12 protein-coding genes are annotated in these 15,670 nt (G+C 71.0%); 6 read left to right on the top strand and 6 right to left on the bottom strand.

All coding sequences use genetic code 11. From position 1 onward, the window contains the following. Nucleotides 1-22 precede the first annotated feature (22 nt). Nucleotides 23-2,548, top strand: coding sequence for an AAA family ATPase (locus tag FKR81_RS31920; RefSeq protein WP_186763288.1), 2,526 nt, complete (start codon nt 23-25; stop codon nt 2,546-2,548). A gap of 1 nt (nt 2,549) precedes the next feature. On the opposite strand, the gene FKR81_RS31915 is transcribed toward FKR81_RS31920, so the two are convergent. Both FKR81_RS31915 and FKR81_RS31910 read right to left on the bottom strand, forming a co-directional pair. Further along, on the bottom strand, nt 2,550-3,098 hold the full coding sequence (locus FKR81_RS31915; RefSeq protein ID WP_146357655.1) for a YdeI/OmpD-associated family protein: 549 nt from the start codon (nt 3,096-3,098) through the stop codon (nt 2,550-2,552). Then, entirely contained in the window at nt 3,095-3,502 is a 408-nt protein-coding gene (locus FKR81_RS31910; RefSeq protein ID WP_146357653.1) for a VOC family protein, read from the bottom strand. The genes FKR81_RS31915 and FKR81_RS31910 overlap by 4 nt, the downstream gene beginning before the upstream one ends. Nucleotides 3,503-3,588: 86 nt before the next feature. Here FKR81_RS31910 and FKR81_RS31905 point away from each other — a divergent pair, with 86 nt between their 5' ends. Beyond that, on the top strand, nt 3,589-4,533 hold the full coding sequence (locus tag FKR81_RS31905; RefSeq protein ID WP_146357651.1) for a helix-turn-helix transcriptional regulator: 945 nt from the start codon (nt 3,589-3,591) through the stop codon (nt 4,531-4,533). Between the two features lie 457 nt (nt 4,534-4,990). Here the strand turns inward: FKR81_RS31905 and FKR81_RS31900 are convergent, their stop codons facing one another. Then, nucleotides 4,991-6,343: a helix-turn-helix domain-containing protein gene (locus tag FKR81_RS31900; RefSeq protein ID WP_146357650.1), complete on the bottom strand. Its 1,353-nt coding sequence runs from the start codon at nt 6,341-6,343 to the stop codon at nt 4,991-4,993. Between the two features lie 274 nt (nt 6,344-6,617). Here FKR81_RS31900 and exaC point away from each other — a divergent pair, with 274 nt between their 5' ends. From exaC to FKR81_RS31885, 3 genes are all read left to right on the top strand, one after another. Next, entirely contained in the window at nt 6,618-8,141 is a 1,524-nt protein-coding gene (gene exaC, locus FKR81_RS31895) for an acetaldehyde dehydrogenase ExaC (RefSeq protein ID WP_146357648.1), read from the top strand. Further along, a complete protein-coding gene (locus FKR81_RS31890) occupies nt 8,141-8,476 on the top strand; it encodes a DUF779 domain-containing protein (RefSeq protein WP_222598476.1) in 336 nt (111 codons plus the stop codon). The genes exaC and FKR81_RS31890 overlap by 1 nt, the downstream gene beginning before the upstream one ends. Nucleotides 8,477-8,622: 146 nt before the next feature. Then, nucleotides 8,623-9,690 (top strand): glycosyltransferase, encoded by a 1,068-nt coding sequence (locus tag FKR81_RS31885; protein ID WP_146357646.1) that lies wholly within the window; start codon nt 8,623-8,625, stop codon nt 9,688-9,690. Here FKR81_RS31885 and FKR81_RS31880 read toward each other — a convergent pair. The 3 genes from FKR81_RS31880 to FKR81_RS31870 form a co-directional block, all read right to left on the bottom strand. Continuing rightward, a complete protein-coding gene (locus FKR81_RS31880) occupies nt 9,683-10,588 on the bottom strand; it encodes a S1C family serine protease (protein ID WP_146357644.1) in 906 nt (301 codons plus the stop codon). The genes FKR81_RS31885 and FKR81_RS31880 overlap by 8 nt on opposite strands. Before the next feature lie 13 nt (nt 10,589-10,601). After that, a complete protein-coding gene (locus tag FKR81_RS31875) occupies nt 10,602-10,976 on the bottom strand; it encodes an RNA-binding S4 domain-containing protein (protein WP_186763287.1) in 375 nt (124 codons plus the stop codon). A 66-nt stretch (nt 10,977-11,042) separates the two neighbouring features. Beyond that, nucleotides 11,043-13,811 (bottom strand): DUF11 domain-containing protein, encoded by a 2,769-nt coding sequence (locus FKR81_RS31870; RefSeq protein ID WP_186763286.1) that lies wholly within the window; start codon nt 13,809-13,811, stop codon nt 11,043-11,045. Between the two features lie 126 nt (nt 13,812-13,937). On the opposite strand from FKR81_RS31870, the gene FKR81_RS31865 reads away from it, so the two are divergent. Beyond that, nucleotides 13,938-15,665 carry a serine/threonine-protein kinase gene (locus FKR81_RS31865; RefSeq protein ID WP_146357640.1) on the top strand — a complete coding sequence of 576 codons (1,728 nt, stop codon included), beginning with the start codon at nt 13,938-13,940 and terminating at the stop codon, nt 15,663-15,665. The last annotated feature ends 5 nt before the right edge of the window (nt 15,666-15,670 follow it).

Here is a 15,670-nt window from a genome sequence, read left to right as displayed (position 1 = left end):
GGAAAACCCTCGGGTGCCCCTGGTGGGCAGGTCGGGTGAGGAGGCGGTGCTCGAGGGGTGCATCGCGTCCGGGACCGGCGTCGTGGCGGTGTCCGGTGATCCCGGCATGGGCAAGTCGACGCTGCTCGCGTGGGCCGCGGAACGTGCGGCCGCCGCGGGGATGACGGTGCTGGCCGGCCGGGTCGGCGAGTTCGAGCGGAGCATCCCGTTCGGCGTGTTCGCCGACGCGCTCGCCGACCACTGGACCGCCGGTGCCGACCTGTCCGCGGCTGGGCGGCACGCGCTGCACCGCGAGGTCCGCGCACTGCTCGAACGGCTCGGCGCGGACGGCGGCCTGCTGCTCGTGCTGGACGACCTGCACTGGGCGGACACCGCGTCGATCGAGCTGGTGCACCACCTGGTGCGCCATCGGCCGCGCGGCGTGCTCGTCGCGTGCGCCTACCGGCCTCGCCAGCTGCGGCTGGACTGCGCGTCGGTCGTGCACATCGAACTGGGCCCGCTCGCATTGGACGACGCGGCCGCGTTGCTCGGCGTGCCCGCAGGCCAGTGCGGTGCGCTGTTCGAGGCGGCCGGCGGCAACCCGTTCTACCTGGAGGCGTTGTCGGGCGGGTCGGCGTCGGTGGACGCGGCGCTGCGCGGTGAGATGGACGCGTTGAGACCCCAGACGCGCAGGCTGCTGCAGATCGCGGCGGTCACCGCCGACCCGTTCGAACCGGACCTGGTGGCCGAGGTCGCGAACCTCAGCGTCGAGGAAACCCTTGGCGCACTGGACGAACTGATGACCGCGGACCTGGTGCGCCCGGAGAACGACCTGCGCACCTACCGGTTCCGCCATCCGACCGTGCGCAACGTCGCGTACCACTCGGCGCCCGCGGCCGTCCGGCACAGCACGCACTCGCGCGCAGCGCTGGTGCTCGAACGCCTTGGCGCGCCTGCGGAAACGCGGGCGCACCACGTGGAGCACGCCGCTCGCCGCGGTGATCACGGCGCGGTGGCGGTGTTGTCGTCGGCCGCGCACGACGTCGTGCACCGCGCGCCCGCCACGGCGGCACACTGGTTCGCGACCGCGCTGGAACTGAGCGACGAGGAGCGCTGGGAGCTGCGCTGGGGCCACGCCCGCGCGCTCGGGCTTTCCGGCAGGCTGCCGGAAAGCCGTGCGGCGCTGCACGGTTTGCTCGCGGTGCTGCCCGCCGACCACCCTGATCGACTGCGCGTCGTGGCGTTCTGCGCGCACGTCGAACGCGCGCTCGGCAAGCACGCCGAGGTGCGCGCGCTGGCCGCGCGCGAGCTGGCGATCATGACGCACGACACCGCGTCCGCCGCCGTGCTGAAGCTCGTGCTCGCCGTGTCGCTGCTGCAGGTGCTCGAGTCGGCGGACGTGATCACGACGCTGCTCGACGACGTCCGCGCGCAGGCCCGCGCGTCCGGCGACACCGTGCTCGAAGCGGGCGCGAACGGCGTGACCGCGCTGGTCGGTGGCGACGCTCGCCACCTCGGCCCGGCCGCTTCGGCCGTGGACGGCGCGACCGACCAGGCCGTCGCGGAACGCCTGGAGTCGGTGGTGTGGGTGGCGTGGAGCGAGCTGCGCCTCGGCCGCAACCGCGATGCCTTGCGCCACTACGAACGCGCTTTGTCCGTCGCGCTGTCGACCGGCCAGCACCACATGCTCGGCAACCTGCTGCTGGGCCGCGCGAACTCGTTGCGGTGGCTGGGATGTCTCGCCGAGGCCGAGGCGGGCGCCGAGGAGTCGGCCGAGGTCGCGTACCTCAGCGGCAGCGCCGACCTGCACGCGTTGACGCTCGCCGTGCACTCGTGGCTGTTGACCCTGCGTGGTGACCACGTGCGCGGGCTGGAGGTCGCGCGGCAGGCGGTGGACGTGGCGCGCGCGTTCGAGGGCTGGCACCCGACCATCGCCCGCCTGCGCGTCGGTCACGCGCTGCTGGCCGCGGGCTCGCACGAGGCCGCGTTGTTCGAGCTGACCTCGGCGGGCGGCGGCCTCGAGCTGCCACGGGTTCCGCTCGCGTACCGGCCGGAGATGTACGAGCTGATCGTGCGGGCCGCGATCGGTGCGGGTGAGGACGCGGTTCCGTGGGCGACTCAGGCTTCCGTCGCCGCGGAGTCGTTGGGGCTGCCCGGTTGTCTCGGGTTCGCCGACCTCGCGTGGGCGCACGTGCACGCGGCGCGCGGCGAGTCGGCTACTGCGCGCGCCTCCGCTGCGGTTTCCCGGTTTTCCTCTGCGGGACAACGGCTTGAGGAAGCGCAGGCGTACCTCGCGCTCGGCGGTGAGGCCGGTGCGCGGCGGGCGCGGGCGTTGTTCGCCGAATGTGGAGTCGCGGTCTTGCCGGTGGGTGATGGGCTGGGGACGTTGACGAAGCGCGAGCGGCAGGTCGCCGAGCTGGTCGGGGAGGGGCTGACCAACCGGCAGGTGGCGCGGCAGCTGCGGATGGCGGAGAAGACCGTCGAGGGCCACCTGTCGCGGATCTTCGCGAAGCTGGAGGTGCGGTCCCGCGCCGGGGTGGCGCGGGTCCTCGCCTCGGTTGACCGGTGATCTACCGGTGGTTCGCGCGGACGTTGCGCTCGGCGAGCTCGACCGTCTGCGTGATCCTCTTCTGCCTGGTCTCCGGCTTCTTCGCGGTCGCGATCCACTCCAGGATCAGCCGCTTCGACGACGGCGGGAAGCGGTCGAAGTTCGAGCTCGCGGTGTTGTTGTTTGCGAGCAGGTCGCGTAGTTCCGCAGGCATGGTCGCGTCGACCTCCCAGGTGCCCTTCGCCTTGGCCAGGTCGATCGTGGCCTGACCGGCGTCGGTCATCAGCCCCTGCTCGGTCATCCGCCGCGCGCGTTCCCGGTTCACCGCGCTCCAGCTGCTGCGCGGGGTGCGCGGCGTGAACCGGAGCTGCGAGCTGTGCTCGTCGCGCTTCCGGTGGAGCCCGTCGATCCAGCCGAAGCACAGCGCGTGCTCGATGGCCTCGTGGTAGCGCGGGCTGGGCGTCGGGCTGTCGGCGTGGTGGATGATCAGCCAGATCTCCTCTGCCTCCTGGCCGTTCTGCTCCAGCCACGTTCGCCATTCGTCCGTTGTGCGTGCGTGGAACGTGATCACTTCCGGCCTCCGAGCACGTCGAGGTAGTGCTGGTTGAACATGACGCCGAGCACGTTGCCGAACGGGTCGACCACGGACGCGGTGGTGAAACCGGGCCCGCGCTCGGTCGGCTCGTCGTGGACGGTCGCACCGAGCCCGATCAGCCGGTCGAACTCGGCCTGGACGTCGTCGACGGCCCAGTAGACGACCGCGCCGCCCGTCGTGCCGGTGGGGTGCGGGCAGAACCGGTTGTCGAGGATGCCGAACTCGTGCTGGTAGTCGCCGACCCGGAACTCGACGTACGCGGGGGTGCCTTCGACGGGCCGCTGGAAGTAGGGCTCGGCGCCGAACACCTGCGTGTACCAGGCGACCGCGGCCGGGACGTCGTCGGCGAAGAAGGTGACGGTGGTGAGTCCTCGCAACATCGTGGGCTCCTCTGCTCTGTTGTTGTCTCCATCCTCCGGCCTAAAGTGCTCATCAACTGAGCACTTTTACGGAGAAACTTCCTGACATGCGCGCAGACCGTCTAGTCGCCGCCCTCCTGCTGATGCAGGCGCGCGGCCGGGTGACCGCCGCCGAGCTGGCGGACGAGCTGGAGGTGTCCGTCGCGACGGCCCGCCGCGACCTGGAGGCGCTGTCCGCGGCGGGCATCCCGGTGTACCCGCAGCCTGGGCGCGGCGGCGGGTGGTCGCTGGTCGGCGGTGCCCGGACCGACCTGAGCGGGTTGTCTTCCACCGAGGCGCAGGCGTTGTTCCTGCTGGTCGGCCCGGCCGCGGCCGTGCCCGGTGAGGCCAAGGCGGCTCTGCGCAAACTCGTGCGCGCTCTGCCGCAGACGCTGCGCGCGGACGCCGAGGCCGCCGCGGGCGCCACGATGATCGACCCGACCCGGTGGGGCGAACGCGATCGCCGGCGCCCCGAGATGGTCGACCTGCTGCAGGACGCGGTGATCCGCAGGCGCCAGGTCGAACTCGTCTACACCAGCGGCGCACGCGAACAGTCCACGCGGCTCGTCGACCCGTGGGGGCTCGTCGACAAGGACGACATCTGGTACCTGATCGCCGGGACCGCGCGCGGGCAGCGCACCTTTCGCGTGGACCGGATCGTGTCCGCCTCGGTTACTTCTGGGACGTTCTCGCGGCCGTCGTCTTTCGCGTTGAACGAGGCTTGGGAGACGGTTGTCGGCGAGGTCGAGGAGCGGCGGTCGCGGACGTGGGCTGTTGTGCTGCTGGATGCGCGGTTCGAGCGGGTGCTGCGTGATCAGTTCGGGCGGCATTGCTCTACTGAGGAGTCGCTGGCTGATGGGCGGGTGCGGGTGCGGGTCGGCGCGCCTACGCCGTTGGACATCGCGCGGCACCTCGCCGGGTGGGGTGGGATGGTCGAGGTGGTGGAGCCTGCCGCGGTTCAGGCGCAGTTGGGGCGGATCGGTGCTGAGCTTTCGGCGCGGTACGCGGAGTGAAGGCCGCGCGTCAGGGCTCGTGCCTGTGGACAACTGGCTCGTGAAGGCCCGAAATTGTCGGTGCTCGCTGGGAAAATGGAATCAGGGTGCCCCTGGGCGGGGACCCTTGCGTGAGCACGCCAGTCAGTCGGGACGACCGGACCCCGGTGCCAAGCCACCCAAGAATTCGGTACGAGTGACGCCGACGGAGGAGGCATCACTCGTGGTCCGGGCGAAGCCCGGCAACCCCGCACACCACAGTGAGCAGGGAAAGAGCCACAACGGCAACCAGGGTCCCGAGAAAGCAAGGCCAAGCCCAGCCACCGCCCGCCAACCACGGGCCCAACGCGACCAGAAAAACGAAAGATGACCGCCGGATCGGGACCCCGGCGCGAAGCCACCCAAGAATTCGGTACGAGTGACGCCGACGGAGGAGGCATCACTCGTGGTCCGAGCGAAGCCCGGCAACCCCGCACCCTCAGTCGGGCCGGAGCGCCCGCCGCAGCCGCGTCTCGGCAACCGGCTGCCTGGGGTCGCAAGCGGGCAGCACGCGGACCAGCCGCTCGAGCACCTCAGCATCCTCACCGGTCTGAGCCAACGACCACAACGCATCCACATCGCCACGGGTGAGCGCAGCACGCCGAACCCCGACGGCCAACTCCTCCCGCTCAGCCAGCACGACCGGCGCCTCGGACGCGGGCAGCAGCGGCCCCCGGTAAGCAAAGGCAGCGACGAGCGGGTCACCGGAACGGAGAGCGGACCGCACGGTCAGGAAGTCCGCACGCACGTCAGCCCCGAGCCGGTAGGGCTTGGTGAGCAGCACGTCACCGAGCTGAGCCCGCAGCCGGTGCAGCTCGGCGCGCACGGTCACCGGGTTGCCGCGCTCGCCGTAGAGCAGCAGCGCCAGCTGGTCGGCGGTCAGCCCGGACGGGTGCAACGCCAGCGCGGTCAACACCTCGGCATGCCGCAAGGTCAACGACAGCGGCCGACCGTCCACAGCAGCCGCAACGCCACCCAGGAAGCGCAGTGACACCACCGGCAACCCGCGCGCGGCCAGCCGCAGCAGGTAGCCGGACTCCAACGGCTCCAGCACGCCGCACGGCGCCAGCACGTCCACCCGGCTACCGATGTCCACAGTGGACGCCAGAACGCGCCCGGTCGGGCTGAGCAGAGCGCCTGGCGCGCCGCGCAACGCCGTCAGGTGGTGCATGTTCGCCGAGCGCAGACGTTCGTCGGCGGCCGCGAGCCGCGCGAACAGGAGGCCTTCCGCCAGCTGTGCGGAGGCCGACACCAGGCCGACCACGGCGGGGTGCAGTGCGGTGACCGGTCCGCTCACGTCGACGACGCCGATGATGCGGCCGGTGTCCGGGTCGCGCACGGGGCTCGCCGCGCACGTCCAGCCGTGGTAGGTCCGCACCAGGTGCTCGGCGGAGTGCACGGTGACCGGGCGGCCGGTGGCCAAGGCGGTGCCCATGGCGTTCGTGCCGATGGCGTCCTCGCTCCACCGCGAGCCCTCGGTGAGGTGCACGCGTTCGGCGCGGCCGCGGATCGGGGCGGCTCCCTCGCACCACAGGATGTGGCCGTCCGCGTCGGTGACGATCATGATGTGGGACGCCTCGTCGGCGATGCTGACCAGCGTCGAGCGCAGCGTGGGCATGGTCGCGGCGAGCGGGTGGGTTTCGCGGCGGAACGCGACCTCGTCCGGTGCGAACACGACCGGCGCCTCGTGGCCGTCGGGGTTGACGCGGGCGGCGAGCGAGCGTCGCCACGACTCGACGATCAGCGGGCGTGCGCCCGGCGTGCCGTCGACCACCGCCTCGCGCGGATCCATCTGGACAGGGTGACCGCATCTCGTTGCTTTGGCAACTAGTGCCGTGACCGCCAGCCTTCGCCGCGTCTTCGACGCTCAGCAGGGCGCCTCGCGGCACCGGCCCCACGCCCACAGCCAAACAGGATGAGGACGCGGGGCCGGCACCGCGACGCACCCGTCTGACGGCCGAATACGGGGCGAAGGCTGACGGCCACGGCACTAGTCCGATCGCGTGCAACGTCGGTGAAACCCGCAGGTATCTACGTTGCGGTCCATCCAAAGCGGGAGGTTAGACATGGCGAAGTACGCGGCGCCCGGACAGCCCGGCAGCCTGGTGACGTACCGCGATCGGTACGACCACTTCATCGGCGGCGACTACGTCCGACCGGCCAAGGGCGAGTACTTCGCCAACCCGACCCCGGTCACCGGCGAGGTGTTCACCGAGGTCGCGCGCGGCACGGCGGAGGACGTCGAGCGGGCGCTGGACGCGGCGCACGGCGCGTCCGCGGCGTGGGGGCGGACGCCGGTCGCGCAGCGCGCGAACGTGCTGAACGAGATCGCGGACCGCATCGAGGACAACCTCGAGCTGCTGGCCGTCGCGGAGACGTGGGAGAACGGCAAGCCGATCCGCGAGACGCTCGCCGCCGACCTGCCGCTCGCGGTCGACCACTTCCGCTACTTCGCGGGCGTGATCCGGGCGCAGGAGGGCGGCATCTCGCAGATCAGCGACGACCTCGTCGCCTACCACTTCCAGGAGCCGCTGGGCGTGGTCGCCCAGATCATCCCGTGGAACTTCCCGCTGCTCATGGCGACGTGGAAGCTCGCGCCGGCGCTGGCCGCAGGCAACGCGGTCGTGCTCAAGCCCGCCGAGCAGACGCCCGCGTCGATCCACGTGCTGATGGAGCTCATCGCGGACCTGCTGCCGCCCGGCGTGGTCAACGTCGTGAACGGCTTCGGCGTGGAGGCGGGCAAGCCGCTGGCGTCGAGCAGCCGGGTCGCGAAGGTCGCGTTCACCGGTGAGACGACCACCGGCAGACTGATCATGCAGTACGCCAGCGAGAACATCATCCCGGTGACGCTGGAGCTGGGCGGCAAGAGCCCGAACGTCTTCTTCAGCGACGTCGCCGCGCACCAGGACGCCTTCTACGACAAGGCGTTGGAGGGCTTCACGATGTTCGCTCTCAACCAGGGCGAGGTGTGCACGTGCCCGTCCCGCGCGTTGATCCAGAGCGGCATCTACGACCGCTTCCTGAGCGACGCGACCGAGCGCACCAAGGCGATCCGGCAGGGTCATCCGCTCGACACCGACACGATGATCGGCGCGCAGGCCAGCAACGACCAGCTGGAGAAGATCCTGGCGTACATCGACATCGGCAAGCGGGAAGGTGCCCGCCTCGTCACCGGTGGCGAACGCGCCGACCTCGGCGGCGAGTTGTCCGGCGGCTACTACGTCACGCCGACGATCTTCGAGGGCGACAACAAGATGCGGATCTTCCAGGAGGAGATCTTCGGGCCGGTCGTGTCGGTGACCAGGTTCGACTCGTACGACGACGCCATGAAGATCGCGAACGACACGCTCTACGGGCTCGGCGCCGGCGTGTGGTCGAGGGACGGTGGCGTGGCGTACCGGGCGGGCCGCGACATCCAGGCCGGGCGGGTGTGGGTGAACAACTACCACGCCTATCCCGCGCACGCCGCGTTCGGCGGGTACAAGAACTCCGGCATCGGGCGCGAGAACCACCGCATGATGCTCGACCACTACCAGCAGACGAAGAACCTGCTCGTCAGCTACGGGCAGGACGCGCAGGGCTTCTTCTGATGGAGCGGGTCGCACTGACGGACGAGGCGGCGGACCTGATCCGCCGCCTCGTCGCCGACCACGGACCGCTGATGTTCCACCAGTCCGGCGGCTGCTGCGACGGCAGCGCGCCGATGTGCTTCCCCGCAGGGGAGTTCCGCACCGGAGCGTCCGACGTCCACCTCGGGGACCTGGTCGTCGACGACCTCGCGGTGCCGGTGTGGATGTCGGCGGCGCAGTTCGAGTACTGGCGGCACACGCACCTGACGATCGACGTGGTGCTGGGGCGGGGGAGCGGGTTCTCCCTGGAGGCACCGCTGGGTGTGCGGTTCCTCGTGCGGTCGCGGCTGCTCTAGTGCGGTGATCACTAACCCTTGCCGTGCCATTTCGTGTCCAGGCCCCCTGGGCGCGGAATTGCCGGTGAGGATTGTGGTCACCGCACTGGGTCCGCTGGCCGGAATCCCGGTGCGGGTGCCCGGCCGTTCTCGGCTGTAGTGGTGGGATGCGCGTTCTGTTCACCGCACTGCCCATCCGGTCCCACGTCGTACCCGCACTGGTGCCCGCGGCGCTGGCGTTGCAACGCGCTGGGCACAGGGTCGTTCTCGCCACCGGGCCCGCGGTGGCCGACGAGGTGTCGCGGCTCGGGCTGCCGGTGCTGGTGCTGCCCGACGTGCCGTCGCCGGGAGACATGTCGGCCATGGGGTGGCGGCCCGAGGTGACGGGGCAGCTGCCTCTCCCGCTCTTCGTCGGTGCGTTCACCGGCGGGTTCGCGGACGCCCTGCTGCACGTGGCTCGTGCCTGGCAGCCGGACCTGATCGTGCGGGAGAACAACGAGTACGGCGGCCAGCTCGTGGCCGAGGCCCTTGGCGTGCCGCACGGCGTGCTCGACATCGCGCCGTTGCTCACGCCGCTGATACCGGACTTGGCGGCGCAGCTGGATGTGCTGCGCTCCGGGGCGGCTTCCGCGCCGGTGTTCACGGCCGGGTTGCTGCCCGAGCGGTGGTATCCGCCGGAGCTGCGCACCCCCGCGCACCACTACTTCCGCGTGGGGGTTCCTCCGGCCGGTGGGTCCGACGTGCCGCTGGTGCTGGCCTCGTTCGGATCGAACGTGCACGCCATGCTGGCTACGTCGTCCCGCCTGCTGCACATCACTGTCGAGGCGTTGGGGTCGTTGCCCGTGCGCGCGGTGGTCGTGGTGGGCGACGTCGCTTCGTGGGACGGCCCGCGTCCGTCCACTGTGGAGCTCGTTGCCACTGTGCCGCAACAGGAGTTGCTGGGAGCTTGTTCGGTGTTCGTGACCCATGCCGGGTACAGCGGGGTGCGCGAGTCGCTGTCGGCCGGTGTGCCGGTGGTGGCCGTTCCGCTGTTCGCCGACCAGCCGCCGAACGCGGATCGCGTGGCGGAGCTCGGGCTGGGGGTTCAGGTCGAGGTGGCCGGGCTGACGGCGGAGGCGCTCGCCGCTGCCGTCTCACGCGTACTCGCTGGCAAGTCCTTCCGTTGCGCCGCAACGGACTTCCGGCAGGACGTGCTGGACCTCCCGCCGCTGTCCGCGCTGGCGGAGGTCATCTGAGCTCGGTCGGCACGGCGAACACGTCGACCATCGCACCGTGCCGCAGCACGGTCACCGGCAGTGGGACGCCGATCGCCTCGGCGAGCATCTGCCGCTGGATGCCCTGCGCGTCGGTGACCTGCCTGCGTCCGACGGTGAGGACGAGGTCGTGCGCGTGCAGCCCGGCCCGGTCCGCGGGACCGCCGGGAATCACCTCGACGAGCCGCACCCCGGCGCGCTGACCGGTGCGGTCGGCGACCTGGTCCGGCAACGGCGCGGGCACGCCGACGATGCCGAGGTACGCCCAGCGCACCCGGCCCTCGGTGTGCAACGCCTCGATGATCTGCCGCGTCGTGCTGTTGACCGGCACCGCGAGCCCGACCCCGATCCCCGCGACGGCCGTGTTGATCCCGACGACCCGGCCGGCCGAGTCCGCGAGTGCGCCGCCGGAGTTGCCGGGGTTGAGCGCGGCGTCGGTCTGGATGACGTCCTCGATCATCCTGGTCGCCCGGCCCCGCCCGGCGGGCAACGCCCGGCCCAGCGCGCTGATGACACCCGCGGTGACCGTGCCCGCGAGCCCGAGCGGACTTCCGACGGCGACGACGAGCTGCCCGACGACGAGCTTGTCCGCGTCGCCGAGCTCGGCGGGGTCGGGTGTGGTCTGCGCTGCGAGCACGGCCAGGTCCGACAGCGGGTCCGAGCCCTTGACCTCGAACGACGCGTCCGAGCCGTCGGAGTACGTCAGCCTGCCGCTGCGCGCCTCGCCGACCACGTGCGCGTTCGTGAGGAGCAGTCCTGCTTCGAACACCACGGCCGACCCACCGCCCGTCAGCGTGCGCACGCTCGCCACGTGTGGCGTGACCGTGCGCGCCACCGTGCTGACGACACGCGAGTACGCGTCGAGCGGTTCCTCCGGCACATCAGTAGAAGGCCTAGGCCGACGGCGGTATTCCGGTCTTGAACTTGTCGAGCACCCGCCGCTCCCGCTTGGTCGGCCTGCCCGCTCCTCGGTCCCGCCGGGCCACCGGGATCGCGGCGTCGGGCGGCGGCTTGGGCGTCCGGTCGATGAAGCACGTCGCGGCGTCCGGCGCACCCACCCGCTTCTGGATGACCCGGACGACCTCGACGGTCTTCGTGGTGTCACCGACCCTGGCCCGCACCTGGTCGCCGGGCACCACCGTGGTGGCGGGCTTGGCAGGCCGGTCGTTGACGCGCACGTGCCCGCCCCGGCACGCCGCGGCGGCGTCCGAGCGGGTCTTGGTCAGCCGGACCGCCCACAGCCAGCGGTCCACACGGGTGGACTCCACCCCTACATCATGCACGGTGCCGTCCGGGCCACATCAACGGTCGTTGATGTGGCCCGGACGGGTTTCTCAGTTGATGCGGATCAGCCCTGCCTTGCCGCTGGACGCCAGGTAACGACCGTCCTCAGTGGACGTCACCTTGTACCCGAGCGACAGCAGCGCGGGCAGCGAGGTGATCACGCCGCGGCACACCGCGACACCGTTGGCGTCGGTCTTGCTGACGCACAACCGCTGCCCGTTGTTGGCGGTGAACGTCAGGTCCCGCCCCACCACCGGCTTGCCGGTGTCCGTGCGCGTCAGCGTCGCGGACAGCTCACCGATGTACACGTGCACTCCGAGGTCCGGCCCGATCCGCACGGTCGCGGTGGCAGGCCTGGCCGCGATGGCCGTCGGTGCCTTGATGACGGCTGTCGTCACCGCCGCCGCGTTGTTCTCCGCCACCGGGTCCGTTCCGTCGAACGTGACGGAGGCGCGGTCGGTCAGCGAAGGCGCCACGCCGGTGTCCGTGACCACGGTCGTCACGGTGGCGGTGCGCGTCTCGCCGGGAGCCAGCGCACCCGGCCACGTGCAGCCGAGATCGCCGGACGGGGTGAGCGCGCAGGTGCCGCCGTCGGACGCGGTCGCGCCGGTGAACGCGCCCTCGGCCGGGTCGGGCAGGTCGTCGGTGACGGCGACCTCGCCCGCCACCGACGGACCCGTGCTGCCGACGGTGATCGTGTACTTCACCGCGTCACCCGCGGTGCCGGACGGCCGGTCGGCCGTCTTGGTCACCGAGAGGTCGGCGATCGCGATCACCCGCGTCGACGCCGACGCGGTGTCGTTGGCGGGAACCAGGTCCGGGCCGTCGTGCCCGACCTTCGCCGACGACGTGATGTCGAGCGGCCCGCCGTTGTCACTGACGAGCGACGCGGGGACGTTGACGGTGACCGTGCGGGACACCGACTGCCCCGGCGCCAGCTCACCGAGCTGGCAGGTCACGGTGCCGCCCGCCGACGAGCACCCGGCGGACGCCGATGCGAACGTCACCTGCGACGGCAACGTCTGCGTCAGCACCGTCTTGTGCGCGGAGTTGATCGGCGCGTGGTTGGTGACCGAGAGCATGTAGGTGAGCTGCGTGCCCGCGCCGACCGGGTCGGGCGAGTCCGTCACACCGACGCTCAGGTCCGCGACGCTCATCGCGGCACGCACCTGCTTGGTGACGTAGTCGGCGTTCTCCTTCGTCGTCTCGTGGTCCGACGGAACGCCCGCGCTCGGCGGCAGCAGCGGGCCCTTGAACTTCAGGTTCGCCCAGTCGTGGTGACCGGTGAGCGCCTGACCGGGTGACGCGTTCGGACATCCCTGGTCACCGCTGATGCTCATCGCGTTGATGTCGGCCGAGATCCCGGTCTGCTCGATGGTTCCGTTGTCGTTCCAGTCGATGGGAGTGCCGCCCCTCGCACGCTTCCACGGCGTCGCGGAGTTGTTGTCGCCGTCCCAGAAGAACTCCTCGCCGTGCCCGGCGACGCCGATGCTCTCGTGCAGGTCGTTCTCGTTGAGCGTGAAGTCCTGGTTGCGGGAGTAGTCCAGCCGCAGCTTGTCCCGGTTGTCGACGAGGCCGTCCCCGTTCAGGTCGACGGTCGGGGCGGGCAGGAAGTCGTCCGGCAGACCGGTGGTCTGGTAGACGTAGCTCATCACCGAGCGGTAGTTCGGCTTGCAGTTGATGCCCTGGTCACCGCCGTGCCCGAGGCCGAGCGCGTGGCCGAGCTCGTGCGCGAAGGTGCCGGACTGCTCGCGGGTCGTGCCGACGCCGCCCGTCCACGAGCCGAGGCTCACCAGCACGTCCTTGCCGCTGTTCGAGCAGCAGAACCCGGAGCTCGTGTTGACCCCGGTCGCGGTGTTCGGCTGGTTGTGGTTCCACAGCGAGTAGTGGAAGTACGGCCGCAGCTTCGCGTCGAAGTTCGCGTTGCGGATCGCCTCGCCGGTCATCGGACCCGAGTCCCAGTCCACTCCGTCGGTCAACGGAAGCAGGTCGTCCCTGACCATGATCAGCTGCGCGCCGGTGCGCGTGTCGCCGCCGAGGTAGGGGCAGCGCGGTGCGTCCGCTCCCAGCTCGCCGTTGTCGAACATGGTGGTCAGCTCGGCGACCGCCGCGTCGGACGGGCGGTGGTTGTAGTCCGGGTTGCCGTCACCGTTGGCGTCCGGGCCGTTCATGAAGTCGACCTCGACCAGGATCGTGGGGCGGCAGGGGTTGCTGCCCAACGCGCGCAGGTCGCCGAACTGCGGGAAGTTGCCCGCCTTGTCGATGGCGACGCCGGACCGTTCGAGCCCGTCGTGCAGCCCGTCGCGGTCGAAGTCGGTGGTCTCGCCGAACGTCACGGTGAAGAAGATCGCCGCCGAGTCGTCGCCGCTGCCCGTGGCGTAGCCGATGTTCGGCCTCGGCACGTCACCGGAGAAGTCGCCGTTGCGCGGGTTGAGGTTGATGTCCAGGTTCGAGTCACCCGGCGCGATGTCGATCAGGTCGTCGCCGCTCGTGCTGTCGTGGTCCCACAGCTGGATGCGGATCGGCACCGTCGCGAGGTCGCGGTCGATGTTCGCCGACAGCTGCCAGTTCGGCTCGACATCGGTCCGGTCGTCGGGTGCCCGCGGGGACACCTGCTCGGAGCCGGGGAAGAAGACCTTGGCGTAGTAGTCGTTGCCGCAGCTGTCGCCGAGAACGCCGTCGTTGTCGTCGCAGTTCACCTCCCAGATGTTGTGGATCGTCACGGTCGCCTTGACCAGGACGACGGCGTGCGCGGGTGCTACCACGGCCAGAGCCGCGGCCAGAGCCGTGAGCAGGGACAACGCGAGCACGCGTCTCATGCCCCGTGTACTTGATCGTCGTTTCAACATGGCGGCGCCTCCGGTGCCGTTCGTGGTTCGGCAAACAAGAAGCGCGAACTGTCGCGACAGATACAGGTTCGTCGGGAAACGTCCTAGAATCCGTTCGTGCGTGGCCGCGTGATCGCAGAGCGTTATGAGCTCGAGGAACGGGTCGGCGCCGGGGGGATGGGCGTGGTGTGGCGCGCTCTTGATCGTGACCTCGGCAGGCCGGTCGCTCTCAAACAGTCGCACGCGGGGGACAACGGGCAGATCAGGCGGGAGGCGCGGATCGGTGCCGGCCTGCACCACCCGAACATCGTGACCGTGTTCGACGTGGTCGTCGACGCCGACGAGCGGTGGCTGGTGATGGAGTACCTGCCGTCGCGCAGCCTGTCCGAGGTCGTGGCGGCCGACGGGCCGGTGCACCCGCGGCTGGCCGCGCGGATCGGGGTGCAGCTCGCGAGCGCGCTGGCGGCCATGCACGCGAAGGGCATGGTGCACCGGGACGTCAAGCCGGGCAACGTGCTGGTGACCGACGACGGCACGGCGAAGCTCAGCGACCTCGGCATCGCCAGGTGGTCCGAGGTGACGCGCACCGGCGGCGGCGAGATCGCGGGCACGCCCGGCTACCTCGCGCCCGAGGTCGCCGACGGCCGGGAGGCGCTCGCCGCCGCAGACGTGTTCGCGCTCGGCGCCACCCTGTTCGCCGCGACCACCGGCGGCTCGCCGTGGGGCTCGTCAGGGCCTTCGGTCCAGTTCCGCCGGGCCCTCGCGTTCGAGCTGGAGCAGGTCGAGGGTGAGCTGGCGCCGGTGCTCGGCGAGCTGATGCGACGGCAGCCTGCCGCCCGGCCGGCGGCACAGCGCGCGGCCGAGCTGCTCGGCGAGATCATCGGCGAGACCCCGCCCGTGGCCGTGCGCCGCCGTTCGCGCCGGGGACTCGTGATCGGTGCGGCCGCCGCGGTCGCGCTGCTGGTCGCCGGCGCCGCGGTGTACGCCGTCGCGTCACGGCCGGACTACATCGGCGACGCGGCCACGATGGACCCGTGCGCGCTGCTCGACCCGGCCGCGCTCCGCCGCTACACCGAGCTCCCCGTGGAGATCGTCCGCGACCACGAGTTCTTCAACCGGTGCGACCTCTGGGTGCCGCTCGGCGCCGGCGAGAACGACGCGGTGCGGGTGGAGCTGAAGGTCCAGCAGCCGGCCCTGTTCGGTGAGCTGCCACCGAGGCCGGACGACGTCGAGACCAAGCGCTACCCGCTCGGCGACGGCAAGTGCTCGACCGACCTGCTCCTCCCGGACGGCAACTTCGTTCAGATCACGTCGAGCCACGTCGACGCCAAGCCCGTCGACCTGTGCGGGATGACGTCGGACGTGAGCAACGAGGCCCAGCGCGTGCTGATGAAGAACCACGAGATCCCGCGGCGCCAGCAGCCCTACCCATCGCAGTCCCTCGCGCACGTCGACGCCTGCGCCCTGCTGCGGGGTCCGGACATCTTCAAGGCCGTCGGCGCCGAGGTGCCCGCGTACCCGGAGATGGGTGGCTGGGGCTGCTCGTGGGACACCGGCAGGCGGGAGGTGACCATCGAGTTCATGCGGGAGCCGCCACTGGATCCGGCCCGCAACGGACGCCGGATCACCGCGGGGGACCGCGAGGCGTACGTCAAGGCGGGCATCGAGAACTGGCCGGACGCGTGTTCGGCGCGCATCGTGCACCGCCGGTACCAGGACACCCCGCCCATGATCGAGTCGCTGCGGGTGTACCTCGAGGAGGACAAGATCGCCGATCCGGGCACCCTGTGCGACGGTGCCGCCGCACTAGCGCAGGCGGTCGCGGGCAGGCTGCCCGCGCCCTAGCGTGT

Origin of the sequence: Lentzea tibetensis (assembly GCF_007845675.1) — a bacterium.
In the GTDB taxonomy this organism is placed as follows: Bacteria; Actinomycetota; Actinomycetes; order Mycobacteriales; family Pseudonocardiaceae; genus Lentzea; species Lentzea tibetensis.
The sequence above is the reverse complement of the archived record's forward strand: the minus strand, read 5'-3'. Positions and strand labels throughout refer to the sequence as shown.